This window comes from Alphaproteobacteria bacterium (genome assembly GCA_030739735.1).
Taxonomy (GTDB): domain Bacteria; phylum Pseudomonadota; class Alphaproteobacteria; order UBA7887; family UBA7887; genus UBA7887.
Genome location: JASLYQ010000009.1, coordinates 60,576 through 79,676, shown reverse-complemented (window position 1 = coordinate 79,676; position 19,101 = coordinate 60,576). Strand labels below are relative to the sequence as shown.

Here is a 19,101-nt window from a genome sequence, read left to right as displayed (position 1 = left end):
TCTGCTCCCCCAATGGTCCTACAGCCAGCCCGCGACTTCGGCTTCTTCGGGCACGCCGTCGAGCAGATCCTGCACCCGCTTGGAGCCGTGCTCACGTAGCTCTTCGAGCGAGCCGGCCATGAGGATCTCCCCCCTGTCGAGTACAATGATGCGATCGGAGATCTTGAAGGCGCTGGCGCGCTCGTGGGTGACTACTACGATGGTCATGGCCATGGCATCGCGCAAGCGCAGAATGAGATCGTCGAGCGAGGCCGACACGGCTGGGTCGAGGCCAGCCGAAGGTTCGTCGCAGAACAACAGCGTCGGATCCATCATGATGGCCCGCGCCATGGCTGCGCGCTTGAGCATACCCCCGGAAAGCTCGGACGGCAGCTGGTTCGCGGTTTCGGGCGGCAGGCTGACGAAGCCGAGTTTCATGCGCACCATGATGTTCATTTGCTCTTCGGCGAGGCTGGCATGCTCGCGCAGCGGCAGCTTGAGGTTCTCGCCAACAGTCATAGAATTGAACATGGCGCCTCCCTGGAAGGCGACGCCGATGCGCTTGCGCATGGCATGCATCCCGTTGTGGTCGGCGCGATTCACGTCGGTACCGAGGATCTGAATGCTGCCGCTGGTCGGCTTGTCAAGAGCTATGATCTGTCGCAAGAGCGTGCTCTTGCCCGAGCCGCTGCCACCCATGATGCAGACGATCTCACGGTCGAAAACCGTGACGTCGATGCCCTTGAGGATCGGCTCCTTGTTGCCGGGATAGTGCGTGACCAGGGAGCTTACCTCAATCACCGGCTCGGCCGTTTCGGCCATGGCGATATCCGGCGCGGTCATCAGCGGGTTAGGATAAAGATGACCAGCATATCGGTGATGATGATGCCGGCGATGGATTGTACGACGGTTTTGGTGGTGGCACGACCAACCTGCTCGGCGCCACCCGAGACTGCGAAACCGTTGACCACCGAAACCAGAGCGATGATGCCGCCGAAGATGACGCTCTTGGAGATGCCGTGCATGAGATGGTTGACCGTGAGCACTTTAACTGTGGCGTCGGCAAAGGCATGCAACGACATGCCGAGCTCAAGATTGGTATAGAGTGCGGCGCCGAGCAGGCCGACGATATCGGCAAGGAAGGTCAGCAGTGGTAGCATGACCAGCATCGACAGCAGGGCCGGTACGACGAGATAGCGCACCGGGCTTATGCCCATGACGCGCAAGGCGTCGATTTCCTGACTAATGACCATAGTACCGATGCGCGCTGTCAGCGCCGAGCCGGAACGGCCGGCGACCAGCACGCCCATGATTAATGGCGCAAACTCGCGCGTCACCGAAAGGGCCGCGGCGAGCACCACCTGACTCTCCGCGCCGAAGGTCTTGAGTAGGTCGATGCCCTGCATCGCAAGCGTGATGCCGATCATGAAGGCGAGCACTGAAGCGATTGGCACGGCGCGGATGCCAATCTCCATCATCTGCGCGATCACCGAGGGCAGGCGCACCGGCTGGTGGCGCAGGCGGCCGAATAACAACAGGGCGATACTTTGCACCAGCAACACCACGCCAGTACCAACACCCTCAATACCGCGCGCGAGGGCGGCGAGCCCAGCGATGGCCTGGCGGCCGATGGCCTCTGTCAGGTTGCGTGGATGGCCGGGCGCGGTCTGTTCCGCCATATCCGTCCGATCAGCGAGCGTTGTCGACGGCGTCGGCCACCGATTTGAAAATCGGGAAGACCCGTTCTAGGTGAGCGAGGCGCAGGACGCGCATGGCAGCATCGCTGACTGCCACCAGGGCGAAGCGGGAGTTGGAACCCTTAGCGCTCTGGAACGCCTCGATCAGACTGGCCACGCCAGAGCTGTCGATGTAGGTGACGGCCGATAGGTCCACCAACAGGCCGCCTTCGTCCTCCAGCGTGTCGAGTAGCACGCGCCGAGCCTCTGGAGACGAGCCGAAGTCGATATCACCGCTGAACGCGACGACAGCTAAACCGTGCTCCTTTGCGACCTCGTGTTTCATCGGCGATCCCTTCCGGTCCTGCCGCAGCCATTCTAGCCGAAAAGCGGCGACGAGTATCAAGCAATACGCTTGCGCATCCACAGCTGATTGCCAGCGCCATCCGGCGGCGGTACCACAAAGCGAACCTCATCCATGCATTCGCTCATAAATCGCGTGCCGAGTCCCCCCGGGCGCAGCTCTTCCAGCGGGCGCGGCTTCACGGTCTCGAGATCCATCGGCTCGGCGAAATCCGTCAGCCGCACCTCTAGCGCGTTGTCGATCAGGCGGATATCGAGCACCATCTCGCCCTCGCTTTCCTCTCCATAGGCGTGTTGAATGATATTCATGCAGGCCTCGTTCACGGCAAGCACGAGTTGTTCGGTGCAGTCTTCGCCGCAGCCTGCTTCTTGGCTTACCTCGCGCGTCACGTCGCGGATCTCCTTGAGGCTCTCGGCCGTGGCTCGCAGGCGCCGTTTGACCAAGGGCGCCTGTGATTTTGCAGCCTGTACCACCAGCATGGTCAGGTCATCGTGCAGCGGCTTGTCGGAGCGGGTAAAGCGCTTGGCAATTTCGTCCACGCGATTGGCCGCAGGCAGCACGGAAAGCTCGCGCAGCAGATCGCGCACGCCCTCAGGCCCGAGCGGCGCACCCCCGTCGATCGAGCCCTCGGTGACGCCGTCTGTAAAGAGATATAGGCTGCCGCCGTCGAGCGCGAAAGTGATTTCGGGGAAGCGCTGCTCGAGGGGAAGGTCGGCCGACACTCCCACTGGCGGTGCCATGGCTGCGAAGTCGCGCACGCTACCATCCGTTGCCACGAGGAGCGCCGGCTCATGGCCGGCATTGGCCAGGATGACGCTGTCGTCGGCTGGGTCGTAGATGCCCACGACGAGAGTGACAAACATGCCCCGGCTCGCGGTCTCGCAAATCTCGCGGTTGACGAGCCCCAGCAGATCGCCCGGGTGGTGCACGCTCTTGCCGAGGCAGCGCACCAGGCTTGAGGCCTTGGCCATCAGCAGGGCCGCCTGGATGCCTTTGCCGGCGACGTCGCCGAGATCGAAGCATATGCGCCCATCGGGCAAGGCAAAGAAATCAAAAAAATCACCGGAGACAGTGCGTGCAGGTACGTTGACGCCATGTACGGGAAAATCGGTTTCTCGGCGGTCCGGCAGCAGAGAGAGCTGTAGCTCCGCTACCAGCTCAAGCTCGCGCTGCAGGCGCTGCTGGGTAATCAGTGTCTTGGTCAGGGTGGCGTTGTGGATAGCGAGCGCTGCCGAAGCCGCGAGCACACGCAGGGCATCGCGGTCCCCCTCCGCGAACAACCCTTCGCCGACACGTTTGTTGATCACCTCGATGGCGCCGATATGGACGTCATTGAGACTCATGGGGGCACATAGGATAGAGCGCGTAGTGAAGCCTGTCTTTTCGTCTACGGAGCGCAGGAAATTGGCGTCCCGAGTGACGTCGCGTACCATCAGGGTGGCCTGCTGTGAGATCGACTGACCGACGATACCCTGACCGTATTTGAGGCGCAGGCCCACGATATCGGAGGGGCCGACACTGACGCGGCAAACGATCTCGGTGTCGTCGTTTTCGAGCATGAACAGCGAGGCTGCCTCGGCATCGAGGTAGTTGACGATGCGCGACAGGGTGAGCTGGACGGTCTCGTCGATATCGAGCGAGGTGGCGAAATCCTGGCCGACGACGGCGAGAAGTTCCAGGTAATTGTCAAATTCCTGGTGATCGGCGACCACCGGCTTTTGCGGTGCTTGTTGCTCCATCGCGGCATCATAGCGGGTCTGCAGGATGTCACGAGAGCATGATCATTAAATAATATGTTGAGTATTCATTCTTCATTATTTAGTAATGTGTCTGTGAACGCTGCTGTCCAAAGAGACAAAGGATCGGCCGAGGCCCAGTCCGTGCAGGTGCGCGCGCGCATCCAGGCCGCCGCTGAGGCGCGCTTCAAGCGCTACGGTTTTACTAAGACAACGCTAGCCGAGATCGGCGCCGATTGCGGCATGTCGGCCGCAAATATCTACCGCTATTTCGATTGCAAGGGCGACATTGCAGCGGCCAGTGCTAAGCAGTGGCTGGCCAACCTGCGCCAGGACATGGCGGCGATCGTCGCCGACAGTGACTTCGGTGCCGGCGAGCGCTTGCATCGCATGATCCGGCTCAAGGTTAAATCCTTGCACGGCCTGATCGAAAGCGACCTGCACTTTGAAGATCTGATTGAGTATGTCTGCCGGGAGCGCGAGGCGTTGATCGAGGCCCATCGCGCGAGCGAGCGTGCCTTGGTGGCGCAATTGATTGTAGACGGCATGGGCCGGGGTGAGTTCCGTCCGCTTAACGTCGATACGATCGCGGCGGCGGTGATCGTGGCGACGCAGACCTTTTCTCAGCATGGCCAGGTTCGCGGCGCACCTTTACAAGAATTGTTGGCAGAAACCGATAATGTGGTGGCTCTGATGGTTGAGGGAATGCTGGCACGATGAGGGGAGATGGTACGGCGGCTGCACCGATCGATTACGCCTATGGCTTGGTGCTGGTACGGTACCGGTGGCTGGTGCTGGCTACCAGCATCGTTGTTGTCGTGGTGGCGGCAATGGGCATGGGCAGGCTGACCAGCAATCCTGATAGTCGGGTGTTCTTCAGCAAGGACAACCCGCAAATGCGGGCGCTCGACCAGTTCGAGAACACCTATTCAAAGAACGATAACCTGATGTACGTCATCGCCCCGAAAAGCGGCGACGTGTTTTCCGCCAAAACGCTTGACGGCATACGCTGGCTGACTGAAGAAAGTTGGAAAACGCCCTATTCAAGCCGCGTCGATTCGATCACAAATTTCCAGTACAGCCATGCCAATGGCGACGATCTTGTGGTCGAAGATATGTGGCCGGGCAGCAAAGCAGCGGCCGAGGCCGGCGAGGACCTAGTGGAGCGGGCGCGGCGTATCGTTCTCGACCGGCCGACCCTGGTCAATAACATTATCGATCCAGAAGGCAAAGTGACGGCGGTTAGCGTGCTGGTGATAACGCCCGGCGAATCCCTTGATGAGGTACCCTCGATCGCCATGTTCGCGCGCGAGCGCGCGGCCGAGTTCGGCGAGCGCTATCCGGATATCGACCTCTATATGACCGGTGGCGTGATGATCGACATGGCGTTTTCGGAAGTTCCGGAGGCCGACGTCTTGACGCTGTTTCCGATCATGATCCTGCTGGTGCTGGTGGTGATCGGCATTGCCGTGCGCTCGCTTGTGTGGACGCTGCTGACCCTGTTCTCGGTCATCTTCACGGTGTTCACTACTCTAGGGATGGCTGGCTGGGCCGGCGTCGTGATGAACGCTGGCACCATGGGCTCGCCGATCATCATCCTCACCCTCGCCATTGCTCATGGTGTCCATATCATGGTCACGGCCAAGCAGGGGCTGCACAAGGGCTTCGACAAACATGCCGCCATCGTGGAATCAATGCGTGTTAACATGGCGCCAGTGTTCATCACCTCGGTGACGACCGCCATCGGCTTCCTCAGCATGAACTTCTCCGATGCGCCGCCATTTCACTTGCTCGGAAACCTAGTGGCTACTGGCGTGATGGTTGCTTTCGTGCTCTCGGTCACGCTGCTCCCGGCGGCGATGGCCGTGCTCCCGGCGTCGAAAGGTCGCGCTGAAACCTTTGGCAGCCGTGCCATGGAGAGCTTCGCCGACTTCGTCATCGGCCATCGCAATTGGCTGCTGTGGGCCTCAGGCGCCGTGATCCTGGCGATGGGTGTTGGCACGACACAGATCAATCTCGACGATGACTTCATCAAGTATTTTGACGAGCGCTATCCGATCCGCACGGATTCGGATTTCACTCAGGACAATCTCACCGGCATCAACGTGCTCGAATATTCCGTGCCGGCGGGGCGCGAGGGTGGTGTCGCCGATCCGAAATATCTCGCCGATCTCGAGCGCTTTGCCGAGTGGTTCCGCGCCCAGCCCAAGGTTAGCCACGTTTGGGTGCTGACCGACACCATCAAGCGGTTGAACGAGAACCTGCACAGTGACGACCCTACTTATTACCGCATCCCCGAGAACACGCAACTGGTTGCCCAGTACCTGCTGCTCTACGAGATGTCGGTGCCGTTCGGCCTCAGCCTCAACGACCAGGTGAACGTCGGCAAGTCGGCGACGCGTGTGACGGTGACTGTGGTCGATATCACCTCGAAGGAGATGCGCGAACTCAATACGCGCGCCCAGGACTGGCTGGCTGGTAACATCCCCGACCGTGCTGCGCCGGGCACCGGGCTCTCGCTTATGTTCGCCTACATCTCCGAGCGCAATATCAACTCTATGCTCGGCGGCTCGATCATCGCCCTGATGCTGATCTCGGCGGTGCTGATCGTCGCGCTGCGCAGCCTCTCTATGGGCCTGGTGAGCCTGATTCCGAACCTGTTTCCGGCGGCCATGGCCTTTGGCCTTTGGGGCTACTTCTCGGGTCAGGTTGGGCTCGCCATCGCCGTTGTCGTCGCCATGACGTTGGGCATCGTTGTCGACGACACGGTGCACTTTCTTAGCAAATATCTGCGTGCACGGCGCGAGCACGGCATGCACAGCGTCGATGCCACGCGCTTTGCCTTCAACACCGTCGGCATGGCGCTCACCGTAACCTCGGTCTGCCTCACGCTGGGTTTTCTGGTGCTCGCCTTCTCGGGCTTTAAGGTAAATTCCGAGATGGGACTGCTCAGCGCCATCACCATCGCGCTAGCGCTTGCCGTCGACTTCCTCTTCCTGCCCCCCCTAATCATGAAACTGGATACACGCAAGTAATGATACATAACATATTAACTATATTGCTACTCGTTGCAATAATAATTGTTATTCCTCTAGTTGCTACTGCAGAGACACTTGAGGAAAAGGGTCTGCGTATTGCCATGGAGGGTGATGCCGACCAGTCTGGCTTCGACGATACTGAGTCGAATTTGACCATGCTCCTGCGTAACCGTCACGGTGAGGAGAGCATGCGTTATTTTCGGACTAAGACGCTCGAGGTGGAGGACGACGGTGACAAGTCTATCTCGATCTTCGACGAACCCGCCGACATCAAGGGCACGGCGGTGCTGACCCATAGCCACAAGGTTGGCTCAGACGATCAGTGGCTCTACTTGCCGGCGCTAAAGCGCGTCAAGCGCATCAGTTCGAAGAACAAGTCTGGTTCCTTTGTAGGCTCCGAGTTCGCCTATGAGGACCTCTCCAGTCAGGAGGTCGAGAAGTACACATATAACTGGCTTGCTGACGAGCCCTGTCCCGGGGTGGAGGAGTTGACCTGCTGGCTTATCGAGCGCTATCCACTGGACGAGAACTCAGGTTATACGCGCCAACAGTCCTGGAGTGACCAGGACGAGTACCGCGTCTGGAAGATTGATTTCTACGACCGCAAGGATACGCTGATGAAGACGCTTACCTTCGCCGACTACAATGAGTATCAGGGCCGCTTCTGGCGCTCGCATTCGATGTCGATGGTCAACCATCAGACTGGCAAGAGCACTGACTTGACTTTCAGCAATATCACCTTTGGCAACGGTCTCGGCGACCGCGACTTCGATAAGCGCGCGCTGGAGCGGGCCCGCTGAGCCAGCGGCTCGTATCCGCATCAGTTCCACGGTGTTGCGCTCGCGATCGGTTTCGACCAGTCGGATGTTGTAAAGAAGGAAATGGCGGTGCACTTTCTTGTCGGCGATGATCTCGGCTCCGTGGAATGATGTCTTAGTCTTGAGAAAGCCGAGCACGCTGTTGGGTCGCCAGGACATCGTGCCACCGCAGACGAACTTGTGATCCGTTGGCACGTGGAGTGACGCGTCGAGATGCTCCATGAATTATCCCGTGGAAAATAGAACAATTGTGACCGGAAGCGATGGGTAGCATCGGTGTGTGGGCCGATGGCGTAGTTGCTGCGGTTGGGCACCGCTAGCTCTTCGGAGGTCATATTGATCTCGGCTAGGCGGTCGGCGAAGCGTATCCACGATATCCTCGATCATCTCGACTGTATTCAGGTAGCTTTGATCGTCGGCGCCTTTCCCCGCCACGATTTTCAGCGCCCGTTAACCCGCTGGCCGCACAGCGCGAAAAGCTCATCTATCCCCGTTTAGCAACAGTCATCGACGGGACCGATCTCTGAGCGCGGGTGGAAATTACCAAACATCAGCGGGGTGATTGAGCCTCAGCTTCTGAGCTAGAGGTGTCGCATTGTCCCGTTGCAGTCTACGCATCGGATTCATATACTCCGCGCCAAATCCGGTCGGCCGCCATAAGGGTTTGGGGAAAAGCTAGGTTTGCATGCGAGCGCAAGACAAAGGCAAGACGCGAACGAAGGTAGCGAAAGTCAGAAAATCTGGCTCGGCAAAGGCCGCCAAGGGCACGACCGGCCGCGCCAAATCCACGCCAGCCAAGACCGTAAGGGCCGCCAAGGCTGCGGCCGAGACCGCTGTCAAGGCGGAGTCCGTCAATGGTGTCAGTCAGGTAAAACCTCGCAGGAGCAGTCGGACCCGTTTGCCGAAAGGATATCGGCCGCGCGACGACGAGAAGTTCATGAGCGTGCAGCAGCGCGAGTATTTCCGCCGCAAGCTAGAAAGCTGGCGGGCCGAACTGTTGGCCGAGACGCGTGGGACTATCCTGCATCTGCAAGAGAACAGCGCGCAGGAATCTGATATCGCCGATCGCGCCTCGGTCGAGACGGATCGTCTACTCGAACTGCGCACCCGCGATCGTGAGCGCAAGCTGTTGTCGAAAATCAACGCTGCCTTGGGGCGCATTGAAGACGGCTCTTACGGTTACTGCATCGAGACGGGCGATCCGATCAGCCTCAAGCGACTCGAGGCGAGGCCCATTGCCACCCTCGGCATCGATGCCCAGGAGCGCCATGAAAGGCTCGAGAAAACCTACCGCGACAACTGAGTGTCACCGGCTCTCTTTAATAGAATCGGTTGAGGGTGCCGAACATCCGAGCGTCGTAGGGCGGTTGCAGGGGCTCCAGGAAGGAAGTTGAAAGTGGCGTTGGGCGTATTTTCGGAATACCGGATGGACGCACAAAACACTGAACCCAGTAGTCTCACGTATTCGAAACGCCATGCATGGCAACGACCACGGAAAGAGCATAAGCAAGCTTTCATGCAAGCTTTGGCGAACTTGTGCGGTTGTAGAATTAGCAACAAAATGAGAACTTAGAGCGAGAATGCACAAAATTGCCAGGTGCCGAAAACTGCGGGAAAACTTCTGCGGCGGCGGTCAACTAACCGGGTTGTAGCACAACGCTCTCCGGAATGATGAAAGTGATGCCCCTTTTGTGAGTTTGTCATGCAGAGATCAAAAAACGCTAAGTCTGACTATACTAGCAAAACTTACCTTACTAATTAATTTAAAGAGTTCAGAGCATTTAAAATGCTGAAAGCAATGTCACACGAAAAACTGTCTCCTTGGAGTTTAAGAGGGACCCCTTAGATGCTTTCATTGCTAGCACCGTTAGACATAGTCTCCGTTCTTTGGTTCTTCGCGGTATGGGTTGGATACACGCTGATAGCGGAAAGTAATCAATGGCAACTTAAGTCAGTACTGGGAATCATGAATAAGCATCGCCAACGTTGGATGGGCGAGATGTTGCGCCGCGATATGCGAATGTTGGATGCTCTCATTCTCAATCACCTACAAAGCGGCATTGCCATGTTTGCGTCGACAAGCATCCTGGTGGTCGGCGGCCTTGTAGCATCTCTGGGGGCCACAGAAAAAGCTATAGCTGTACTTTCCGCCCTTCCATTTGTGGGCGAAACCTCCAGGTTCGAATGGGAAGTAAAGATCTTATTACTTCTTTTGATTTTCGTATTCGCATTTTTTAAATTTGTCTGGGCGTATCGGCTCAACACATATTGTGCCGTCCTCATAGGTGCGGTTCCAAGTAGTTCAGATGTAGATATGGCGGCCAAGGACCAAGCGCAGGGCGCTGCTCAAGTTGCAAATCTTGCGGCACGGCATTTCAATCGTGGCCTGCGCGCATTTTACTTTGCGCTGGCAGCGCTCTCTTGGGTGCTTCACCCAATCGCATTCATGGTAGCCACAGCATGGGTAGCAATCGTTCTCTACCGACGTGATTTTTATTCCCGCTCACAACAAATCATTCGTGGTATTTCGTAAGTAAATTTTGGTGTTGTTGGTGTTTAGAAAGAAGTTAAGTTGAGGATTGCCATAAAATGCTAATTGTAATTCAGAATTCCAAAATCGGATTTCAATTTTGTTGATGCGTTAGGGCAACGTCACTTTAAGAAACAATGTAATATCATGATTACAATAGATATTTTCTGTATTAAGCGATGGGTAAATTTGGATTTAGTGATTATGTCTAATACCTGAATGTCAACTCTCTGATTAAGGTGATTGGTATACGCAGGGCACAGCGCAGCTACCAGGCCAACCTCAAGGCTCCGGAGACCATGCGCGGCCTGGTGGCCAAGTTACGGGAGATGCTGCGCGGTTGACTTCTTCAGCACCGCGTCCGTGTGGCGCACAAGGCCGACAACCAGGATCAGATTGGCGAAATTGGCGGCGATGCAGAACAGAAAAGCCGGTCGGTAGCTATCTACTAGATCGTATGAAACGCCACCGATATAGCTGCCGAGCGCCATCCCGATGCCGCCAAACAGTAGCACCACCCCTGTCAAGCGTCCGGCTTGCGAGGATGGCAGTAGTAGCCGTACGATGATCGGATAGCACGGCAATATGCCACCGTAGCCGAGACCGAACAGCATGGACACCGCATAGAGCGCGACAAGCCCGTCGTTTGCCGCAAGGAGCATCAGGCTCAGCATTTGCACGAGGGAAAAGACAAACAGCGCACGCAGTGGGCCGAGGCGCTGGGCCGCGCGCCCGACCAAGAAGAAGGCGCTCGCCGCGCCGGCGAGAAGCATCACCGAGAGCATTTCCGCGCCGCGCGCGGCATCGTGGTCCAGGTCGCTGGCATAGGCCACGATGTGGGCCAAAGGTAGCGACATTGCTGTGCAGCAACCCATCACTGCGGCACACAGCATGATTTGCCCGCGTGTGGCTCCAATCGTCGGGTATGGCGCCGGCGTGCCATAGACGGGCTCGGCGGAGGTCGCGGTCGACATCTTTCGCCGAAAGACCAGGCTCAGCGGCAGCATCAGCACGATCGCGGCGACGCCGTACCACAATGCCGTGCCGCGCCAACCAAGGCTCTCGTTGGAATACTGGAAGATGAGCGGCCACACCGCGCCGCCCACGGCCTGACCGCTGAACACTACGCCGACCCCGGAGCGACCGCCTTCCGTGTCCCAGCCGGCGACGTTCGCCATCAGTAGGACGTTGAGCGCGCTGCGCCCGAACAGCCCCATCATCATCGCGTAAATGACGTAGAGCTCCCATGGCGTTCTCACCTCGGCCATGAGCATGGCACCGATGCCGATCATGATGGCACTCAAAACGGTGGGCACCGTGGCGTTGTGGCGGTCGAGCCACCAGCCCATCACGATGCCACCGATGCCGCCGCCGAGAAACTGCAACGAGAATGCGGCTGAGGGCACCGCCCGCGGCCAGCCCATCTCTGTCGAGATCTCCTTGAGCGCCACCGCCACCATATAAAGGCTGCCCGTAGCAACGAACATCAGGATGAACGAGGCCAGTAGCAGCAGCGTTCGATAGGGCATGCGGTGTGTGAACTCAGCCGCTCAGGAGAGCCTGGCGGAAACGCGTCTTGATGGCGATGCCGTCGCGCTCGGGCAGCACCATCGGCCCGTTTTCGGGCCCAACCTTGATGCAGGCGAAGCGTGGACCAGGTTCTTCCAGGCGCGCCTTGAGGGCACCGACGCCTGCACTGTCGGTTATGGTCTCGGCATCCTCGAAGCCCGCCGCCCGCGCCATGTCCGCCAAGTTGACACCCTGTCCGGTGTGGGTCGGCTGGCGGCCGGTCTCGCCGTAAAGCTCGTTGTCTATGACAACAATCGAGAGGTTGGCTGGCGCCTGCACGGCAATGGTGGCGAGCGCGCCGAGACCCATCAGCATCTCGCCGTCACCCGTGATCACGAGCACCGGGCGGTCCGGTTGTGCCAGGGCCAGACCGAGGCCCAGCATGGCTGCATTGCCCATACCGCCCCAGGTGCCGAAGGTGAGCGGGTGGTCGCCGGCATCGGCAAGGTCCCAAGTGGTGCCGCCGAGGCCACCGATCACCAGCATATCGCCGCGATTGGCCACGAGCTTGCATACCGCGGCGCGCCTGTCTAAATTCGCCATCTTCTAGTCCTGAAAGCTCTTGGTGCCAATTAGGCGCTGGGAAAGCAACACTGCCGTTGCGGCTTGCGCCTTGAAGGCAAGCCCGGCCATGGCGCTGACGGTCTCACCCACCTCGTCCGACTGGTTGACCGTGGCGACGCGCATGCCGAGATTGTCGAGCACACGCGGTGTCGCGCGGCCCATCGGCACTTGCCAAGGATTGCCTTCGCCCCATTCGCCACGCATGGTCACCAGCATCAATAGCGGGAACTGGCACGACACGGTGAGTGAGGCGATGGCGTTTATGCAGTTGCCTACGCCGCTCGACTGCATGAGTAGGGCGCCGCACTTGCCGCCGAGCCAGGCGCCCGAGACCAGCCCGACGCCTTCTTCCTCGCTAGTCAGAGAGACTACGCGCATGTCATAGTCCGCCGTGCAGAGCTTGATCAGCCGCGCGTGCCCGGCGTCGGGAACGATACCGACGACGCGCACATGCGCGTCCACCAGAGCTCTGTATATGGCGTCGGGCCAAGCGTTGTCGCTCATGGGCTGTCTTCCTGTTTTGTGCGCCCGTAGACGTCGTCGAAACGGATGATGTCGTCCTCGCCGAGATAGTCGCCGCATTGCACCTCGACGATGCGCAAGGGCACGTCGCCCGGGTTCTCCAGGCGATGCTGGGCGCCGGTGGGGATATAGGCTGACTGATTGTTCTCCACCGTGCGCACCACGTTTTGGCAGGTGATGCGGGCGCTACCTTCCAGCACCACCCAGTGCTCGCTGCGATACTCGTGCGCTTGCAGGCTAAGCTGACCGCCCGGGCTAACCTCGATCTCCTTGATTTTGAAGCCGACCCCGTCGAGCAGAACGCGAAAGGTGCCCCATGGTCGGCGTTCAGTGAGATGGCGTTGGGCTTCCTGGCGGCCGTCGGCGTGCAGGCGCTCAACGACCTTGCGGATAGCGTCGTCGGCGGCGAGATTCGCCACTAGCACTGCGTCAGTCGTTTCGCAGACCACCATATCCTCGAGTCCGGCGCAGGCAAGCAGGCGGGACTCGCTGCGCAGCAGGCAATTGCGGCTGTCAGCGCTAACCACGTCGCCTTGCAGGGCGTTGCTGTCGCCGTCTCGGTCATTGGCCTGCCAAAGCTTGCGCCACGAGCCGACATCGGACCAGCCTGGATCCAGGGGGATCACCGCTACCTTGTCCGAGCGCTCCATCACTGCCGTATCGATGGGCGCAGCTGGAATGGCGCCATAGGCGTCGACCGGGAAACGCATGGCGCCGAGATCTGTCTCTGTTGCCCTGTAGGCTGCGGTCGCGGTGGCGTGAATCTCAGGCGCATGTGCGGCCAGTTCGTCCAGCAGCAGGCGAGCGCGGAACACGAACATGCCACTGTTCCAGTCCACATCACCTCCAGAGATCAGGCTCTTCGCTGTCTCCTCGTCAGGCTTCTCTATGAAGTGTCTCACAGCAAAAATACCGTTCGGTGCGCCGAGGGGTTCGCCACGCTCGATATAGCCGTATCCGGTCTCCGGTGTATCGGGTGCGATACCGAATGTGACTAGGTGCTCGGACGCTTGCGCCGCGAGGCGGACGGCGTCGCGAATCCGCTCGGGCATGCGCACGGCGTGATCGGCTGGCGCGACGAAGAGTGTCGCCTCCTCTGCGATCTCGCGTGCACACAGGGCCGCCACTGCTACGGCTGCGGCTGTGTTTCGCCCGGCTGGCTCAAGGAGCAAATTTTTGGCAAGTGCCGTATCAAGTTCGCGGAGTTGATCCCGTACGGGCAGAAAATGTGCTTCCGTGGTGACAGTTAACACGTGCTCGGGCTTGCTCACCAGAAGTGCGCGCCGGGCGGCATCCTGCAAGAGCGACTCCTCACCCACCAGCGCCATTAGCTGTTTTGGATAGGTCTCGCGGCTGAGCGGCCAGAGGCGCGAGCCAAGGCCGCCGGCAAGCAGAGCCGAGACGATGGGCGGCCGCGCCATGCTCAGGCGTTGGCAGCGACGCCCGGAGCGCCGCGAATGGCTTCGAACATGGCGCGGTAGCCCGAGGCATCGATGCGCGCATCGATCAGCATCGGGCTGTTGCTCTCGAACGCTTCGGTCAAGGCGGCGGCGAGTGAGGCCTCATCATTGGCCAGTGCCGCACGGCAGCCGGTTCCTGTGGCGATTGTGGCGAAATCGAGCTCTGGATAGCGCATGCCACGGCGCGTGAAGCCGCGCTGTTCTTGTTTCACATCGATCAGGCTGAGTGCGGCATCGTTGAGTACGATAACGGTGACGGGAACCGAATTTCGCGCGGCCGTTGCCAGTTCGCCGAGGCACATGGCAAGGCCGCCGTCACCGGTGATCGCAAGCACCTGACGGCCAGGCTCAGCCAGTGCTGTAGCGATGGCGGCCGGTAGGGCAAACGCCATGGTCGAAAGCCCGTTTGATATCTGTACGTCGAACGGTGCTTTAGCAGGCCACAGCGACATCGGCGGTAGCATGTGCGCGCCGGCATCGATGGTGAGCCGGGTGTGCTCGGGCGCAGCATTGATGGCGGCTCGCACTACGGCCTGCGGCGTTAGGCCCTCGCCGGACTCGGTGAGATCCAGCGGTGCTGGCTCGCCTGGCCAGTTAGCGGGATGCGCTGCCTCCATGAGCGCATCGGCGAGGTCAGGGAGGGGGCCGAACAGCGAGACTGCCGGTTCGGTATAATGGGGCCGTATCTCGACTTCCGCCAGCTCCAGCACCGGCATGTCATAGGGCCAGGGCGAGGCGACAAGTTCAACCGGATCCATGCCGTAGAGGATCAAGAGGTCGCAGTCTTCGAGCCAAGCGGCTTCTGCGCGGGCGCCCGTGAAAAGTCCGGCATGGCGCGGTGCGCCGTCCGGAAACACACCTTTGGCCTTGTATGAGGTGAGCACGGGGCAGGCGAGGCGGTCGGCAAGGCGGGCCACAGCCGCGGCTGCTTCGTCGCTGCGGCACTGAATGCCAGCGACAATGGCCGGCCGGCGTGCGCTCCCCAGTAGTTCGCGCGCTGCGTGGGCATCGCCTTCGAGGGCCGGTGGCGGAATGTTTGGTTTGGCGCTGAAGTTTGCTGCTGGCGTGGCCGCGACCGCCGCCGACAAATCTATGTGCACGGGCCCGACGGGCGGCGTCAGGGCAAGGTCGAGCAACTCGGCCAGGGTCTCTCCGGCATTCTCTGGCATGGCGCGCCGGCTCGCCTTGACCAGCGTGCCGAACAAGGCAGCATGGTCCACGGTCTGGTGTAAGATATGGTCGTGCTCGCCGGGCTGGTATGAATCGGTAAGCACCAGCAGTGGTGAGCGATCGAGCGCCGCATAGGCGACGGCATTGGTGACCGCCGTAGCACCGGGGCCGAGCCCGGTGCAGACTACGCCCGGGCGCTTGCCAATATTGCCATCGGTCGCGGCCATGATGCCGGCGGCACATTCGGTATGGGCTAGCACATAGTCGATGCCCAGCGCTGCGCAGGCATCGATCATCTCCAGGTTCGAGCCGCCACCGGGCAATCCGAAGAGCCGCGCCACGCCATAAGCGTGTAGCACATCCGCCATCACCTGCGCCGTAGTCTTCCCCGCGCCGCTACCGTTACTCGCCATCACGTTCCCTCTCCCTATCAGTGCAGAGTAGACGTGCGAACCTCACCCTGTCGAGACGCATGAATTTGTTCGGGTGTGGCCAGTCTTACTCGCGGTAGGCGATGCGGTAGATCGCGCCGGCTTGGTCATCGGTGACCAGTAGGGCGCCGTCGGGCATGACCAGCACGTCGGCCGGACGGCCCCAGTTGGACTGACCCTTGAGCCATCCTTCGGCGAAGGGCTCGTAGGATGTTGCTTTGCCGGCCACGTCAAGGCGCACCAGCATCACTCGGTAGCCGATCTTGGCTGAGCGGTCCCATGAGCCGTGTTCGGCGATGAAGACCTGGTTGCGGTAGGCGGGCGGGAACATGTCGCCGGTGTAGAAAGTCACGCCGAGGGGTGCCACGTGGGCCCCCAAGGCTTGTGCCGGTGGCTCGTAGCCATTGTCGCAGCCCTTCTCGCCACCATAGCGCGGATCGACGACGCTGCCGCCGTGGCAATAGGGATAGCCGAAATGCAGCCCTGCTGCACGCGCGTGATTAAGCTCACCCGGCGGCAGGTTATCGCCCATGCGGTCGCGTCCGTTGTCGGTAAACCAAAGATCGCCGGTCCCGGGATGGAAGGCGAAGCCGACCGAATTGCGGATCCCGCTGGCGTAGGTCTCCATATTGCGGCCGTCAGGGTCCATGCGCTGGATGGTCGCGAAGGGCGGCGGCGGTTCGCAGACATTGCAGGGCGCGCCAACAGGCACATAGAGCTTTCCATCCGGCCCGAAGCCAAGATATTTCCAGCCGTGGTGGGTATCGCGCGGCAGGTCACCTTTTACCACTACCGGCTCCGGGGGATTGGCAAGGCGTTCCTCGATGTCGTCGTAGCGCAGGATCAGGCTGATCGCGCCGACATAAAGCGCGCCATCGCGAAAAGCGAGACCGGTCGGCATGCGCAGGCCGAAATCGATGACGAAACTTTCGTCGGCGCGCTGGTCGCTGTCGCGATCCACCAAGGCATAGACGTTGCCGGCTGAACGTGAGCCGACGAAAAGCGTGCCGTTTGCGCCGAGTGCCATCTGCCGAGCGTTGTCTACGCCTTCGGCATAGAGCGAGATCGAGAAGCCTTCGGGCAGGCGGATGCGCTCCAGCGGCAGCTCAGCTGCGGTGGTGCAGCCGGCAATAAAGGTGAGCGGCAAAAACGTTCTCAACAACATGGTCTGCTCTCTTCCCGACTTGTCGATTCCGCAATCTTCTATAGCATCGCCCTCAAACCATACGGGAGAGGATGCTATGAGCGAGTGGAATTTTGTTCACAACGAGGCTGCAAACGCCGAGTGGAAAGAGGGCCTGCGCAACATCTTCGACTACCGCGACCTCGGCATCGAAGCCGGGACCAATGGCGATTACATCGCCCATATCGTCAAAACCAACGGGCGGAAGATGGAGGATGAGGTGCAAAACTGGCATGTGCACGACTGCACTTTCCAGTTCGTCATGGTGCTTAAGGGCTGGGCGCGCTTCGAATATGCCAGTCAGGGCGAGCACACCATCCGCAAGGGTGACGCGATTTTGCAGACGCCGCAATTACCTCACCGCGAGATAGTCTGCTCGGACGACTTCGAGGTGCTGGAGATCGTGGCACCGGCGAACTTCGAGACGCGGGTGGTAGATCCACCCGCCTGAGGTTTCAGGCGCGGCAGATGTAGATACAGTTTTGCGGCCGCGGAGAATCCACGACTTCGACATCACCGAAGCCTGCCTCCGCGAGCATCTCGCAAGCTTTCTCGATGCCCCAGACGGTGCCGAGGCCGGCACCGCCCTGGGCCAGAGAGACGGTCATGCAGTGCATGACGCTGATGCCGTAGTGGATCGGTGCAAAGCGGTTGTCGAGATTGTTGGCGATGTCGCTTGAGAACTTGAAGTCGACCATCACGAAGATGCCGTCGTCGGCTAGCGCCTCGCGAATGCGGTGCAGTACCACGTCAGGCGCGAACTGGTCGTGGATGGAATCGAAGGCGGTAATGACGTCGAACGTTGGCTCAGTGGAAAGTGCTGTCACATCGACCCGCTCGAAGTGTGTATTTTTCAGACCCATGCGTTCAGCCTCGGCCGTCGCATCCGCGAGCCCGGCGGCCGTGATATCGTAGCCACGAAAGCGCGATGCCGGGAAGGCCTCGGCCATGACATTGACGGCGTGGCCGTCGCCACAGCCGATGTCGAGGACTTCGATACCGGCGGCCAGGCGACCGTTGAGCCCTGGCACGGCGCTGAGGAAGCCGTCGGTCAGTTTTTCATCGAAAATTCTCCGCCAGACGTCAGACGAGAAGCAGGTGAACTCGGGCCAATAGTCCTCGTAGGGCACGCCGCCGCCGCGACGGAAGGCTTCGACTAGCTTGGGCACGTGCTTGACGAAATGGTTCATGATGCCACTGACCGGCGCGACGTTGGCCGCGCGGTCGCCCGTCAGTACGGCGATGCGGTCCTCCGGCAGGGTGTATATCTTGCCCTCGATCTCGTAGGTGAAGATGCCGCCCGTTGCCATCGATCCTAGCCACTCGCGCACGTATCGCTCGTCGAGGCCCGCGCGTGCCGCCAGCTCAGCGCTCGTAGCTGGGCCTCGCGCCGCCGCCTCCAGCAGGCCCGTGCGGTAGCCAATGTCGAGCATGTTTGTTAGCATGCTGCCTGTATAGATATCGACCATACGCTCAGCGAAGGTTTCACTCATATCAACGCCCCATCGTGTAGAACTCAGCATTGGGCCGCATGCCGATGAGGTTAGCCATGCGGTTGGATAGCGCGAAGAAGGCAGTGATGGCGCCGATATCCCAGATATCCTCATCTGAGAAGCCGTGTGCGTGCAGGGCTGCGTAATCCTCGTCGTCGATTGCCGCCGAGTCCTGCGCTACCTTGAGCGCAAAGGCGAGCATGGCGCGCTGGCGCGGCGTGATGTCGGCCTTGCGGTAATTGATCGCGATCTGGTCTGCCACCAGCGGATCCTTGGCGCGGATGCGCAGAATCGCCCCATGTGCGATAACGCAGTACTGACAACCATTGGCCCCTGAGGTAGCAACCACGATCATCTCCCGCTCGACCTGGGTTAGCCCACCTTCCTTGTCCATCAGTGCATCATGAAAGGCTAGGAAGGCGCGCAACTCCTCAGGCCTGTGCGCCAGTGCCAAAAACACGTTTGGCACGAACTCCGTTTTTTCTTGCACCGTGAGAATCCGCTCCCGCAAATCGTCGGGAAGCGAAGCTACATCCGGCACAGGAAAACGACTGACGGTACCGTTCAT

At 60.0% G+C, this 19,101-nt stretch carries 19 protein-coding genes; 6 read left to right on the top strand and 13 right to left on the bottom strand.

Annotated elements, in window-relative coordinates:
- Nucleotides 1-18: 18 nt before the first annotated feature.
- Genes QF629_06440 through QF629_06425 form a run of 4 tightly spaced genes read right to left on the bottom strand, consistent with a single transcriptional unit; the run spans nt 19 to nt 3,758 of the window.
- Nucleotides 19-801: an ATP-binding cassette domain-containing protein gene (locus QF629_06440; protein ID MDP6013168.1), complete on the bottom strand. Its 783-nt coding sequence runs from the start codon at nt 799-801 to the stop codon at nt 19-21.
- Nucleotides 802-821: 20 nt separating this feature from the next.
- Nucleotides 822-1,658 (bottom strand): ABC transporter permease, encoded by an 837-nt coding sequence (locus tag QF629_06435; GenBank protein ID MDP6013167.1) that lies wholly within the window; start codon nt 1,656-1,658, stop codon nt 822-824.
- 10 nt (nt 1,659-1,668) lie between these two features.
- Nucleotides 1,669-2,001 carry an STAS domain-containing protein gene (locus tag QF629_06430; GenBank protein ID MDP6013166.1) on the bottom strand — a complete coding sequence of 111 codons (333 nt, stop codon included), beginning with the start codon at nt 1,999-2,001 and terminating at the stop codon, nt 1,669-1,671.
- 56 nt (nt 2,002-2,057) lie between these two features.
- Entirely contained in the window at nt 2,058-3,758 is a 1,701-nt protein-coding gene (locus QF629_06425) for a SpoIIE family protein phosphatase (GenBank protein ID MDP6013165.1), read from the bottom strand.
- A 93-nt stretch (nt 3,759-3,851) separates the two neighbouring features.
- Here QF629_06425 and QF629_06420 point away from each other — a divergent pair, with 93 nt between their 5' ends.
- Genes QF629_06420 through QF629_06410 form a run of 3 tightly spaced genes read left to right on the top strand, consistent with a single transcriptional unit; the run spans nt 3,852 to nt 7,593 of the window.
- A complete protein-coding gene (locus tag QF629_06420) occupies nt 3,852-4,475 on the top strand; it encodes a TetR/AcrR family transcriptional regulator (GenBank protein MDP6013164.1) in 624 nt (207 codons plus the stop codon).
- Complete coding sequence (locus QF629_06415; GenBank protein ID MDP6013163.1) at nt 4,472-6,790, top strand: MMPL family transporter; 2,319 nt, start codon at nt 4,472-4,474, stop codon at nt 6,788-6,790. Before QF629_06420 ends, QF629_06415 begins: the two co-directional genes overlap by 4 nt.
- Nucleotides 6,790-7,593: an outer membrane lipoprotein-sorting protein gene (locus QF629_06410; protein MDP6013162.1), complete on the top strand. Its 804-nt coding sequence runs from the start codon at nt 6,790-6,792 to the stop codon at nt 7,591-7,593. The genes QF629_06415 and QF629_06410 overlap by 1 nt, the downstream gene beginning before the upstream one ends.
- Before the next feature lie 693 nt (nt 7,594-8,286).
- Here the strand turns inward: QF629_06410 and QF629_06405 are convergent.
- Nucleotides 8,287-8,451: a hypothetical protein gene (locus QF629_06405; GenBank protein MDP6013161.1), complete on the bottom strand. Its 165-nt coding sequence runs from the start codon at nt 8,449-8,451 to the stop codon at nt 8,287-8,289.
- 97 nt (nt 8,452-8,548) lie between these two features.
- Between QF629_06405 and dksA the strand changes: the two genes are divergently transcribed.
- Both dksA and QF629_06395 read left to right on the top strand, forming a co-directional pair.
- Nucleotides 8,549-8,914, top strand: coding sequence for an RNA polymerase-binding protein DksA (gene dksA, locus QF629_06400; GenBank protein ID MDP6013160.1), 366 nt, complete (start codon nt 8,549-8,551; stop codon nt 8,912-8,914).
- Nucleotides 8,915-9,457: 543 nt separating this feature from the next.
- Nucleotides 9,458-10,144 (top strand): DUF599 domain-containing protein, encoded by a 687-nt coding sequence (locus QF629_06395; protein ID MDP6013159.1) that lies wholly within the window; start codon nt 9,458-9,460, stop codon nt 10,142-10,144.
- A 317-nt stretch (nt 10,145-10,461) separates the two neighbouring features.
- On the opposite strand, the gene QF629_06390 is transcribed toward QF629_06395, so the two are convergent.
- From QF629_06390 to QF629_06365, 6 genes are all read right to left on the bottom strand, one after another.
- Nucleotides 10,462-11,670, bottom strand: coding sequence for an MFS transporter (locus QF629_06390; protein MDP6013158.1), 1,209 nt, complete (start codon nt 11,668-11,670; stop codon nt 10,462-10,464).
- A gap of 13 nt (nt 11,671-11,683) precedes the next feature.
- Nucleotides 11,684-12,253 (bottom strand): thiamine pyrophosphate-dependent enzyme, encoded by a 570-nt coding sequence (locus QF629_06385; GenBank protein ID MDP6013157.1) that lies wholly within the window; start codon nt 12,251-12,253, stop codon nt 11,684-11,686.
- A gap of 3 nt (nt 12,254-12,256) precedes the next feature.
- Complete coding sequence (locus QF629_06380; protein ID MDP6013156.1) at nt 12,257-12,778, bottom strand: thiamine pyrophosphate-binding protein; 522 nt, start codon at nt 12,776-12,778, stop codon at nt 12,257-12,259.
- Nucleotides 12,775-14,217, bottom strand: a complete 1,443-nt coding sequence (locus QF629_06375; GenBank protein ID MDP6013155.1) for a mannose-1-phosphate guanylyltransferase/mannose-6-phosphate isomerase — start codon at nt 14,215-14,217, stop codon at nt 12,775-12,777. The genes QF629_06380 and QF629_06375 overlap by 4 nt, the downstream gene beginning before the upstream one ends.
- Before the next feature lie 2 nt (nt 14,218-14,219).
- Nucleotides 14,220-15,839: a thiamine pyrophosphate-binding protein gene (locus QF629_06370; GenBank protein ID MDP6013154.1), complete on the bottom strand. Its 1,620-nt coding sequence runs from the start codon at nt 15,837-15,839 to the stop codon at nt 14,220-14,222.
- A gap of 85 nt (nt 15,840-15,924) precedes the next feature.
- Nucleotides 15,925-17,022 carry a sorbosone dehydrogenase family protein gene (locus QF629_06365; protein MDP6013153.1) on the bottom strand — a complete coding sequence of 366 codons (1,098 nt, stop codon included), beginning with the start codon at nt 17,020-17,022 and terminating at the stop codon, nt 15,925-15,927.
- A 76-nt stretch (nt 17,023-17,098) separates the two neighbouring features.
- Here QF629_06365 and QF629_06360 point away from each other — a divergent pair, with 76 nt between their 5' ends.
- A complete protein-coding gene (locus QF629_06360; GenBank protein MDP6013152.1) occupies nt 17,099-17,491 on the top strand; it encodes a cupin domain-containing protein in 393 nt (130 codons plus the stop codon).
- 4 nt (nt 17,492-17,495) lie between these two features.
- On the opposite strand, the gene QF629_06355 is transcribed toward QF629_06360, so the two are convergent.
- Nucleotides 17,496-18,533 carry a class I SAM-dependent methyltransferase gene (locus QF629_06355; protein ID MDP6013151.1) on the bottom strand — a complete coding sequence of 346 codons (1,038 nt, stop codon included), beginning with the start codon at nt 18,531-18,533 and terminating at the stop codon, nt 17,496-17,498.
- A 1-nt stretch (nt 18,534) separates the two neighbouring features.
- Nucleotides 18,535-19,101 carry a peroxidase-related enzyme gene (locus tag QF629_06350; protein ID MDP6013150.1) on the bottom strand — a complete coding sequence of 189 codons (567 nt, stop codon included), beginning with the start codon at nt 19,099-19,101 and terminating at the stop codon, nt 18,535-18,537.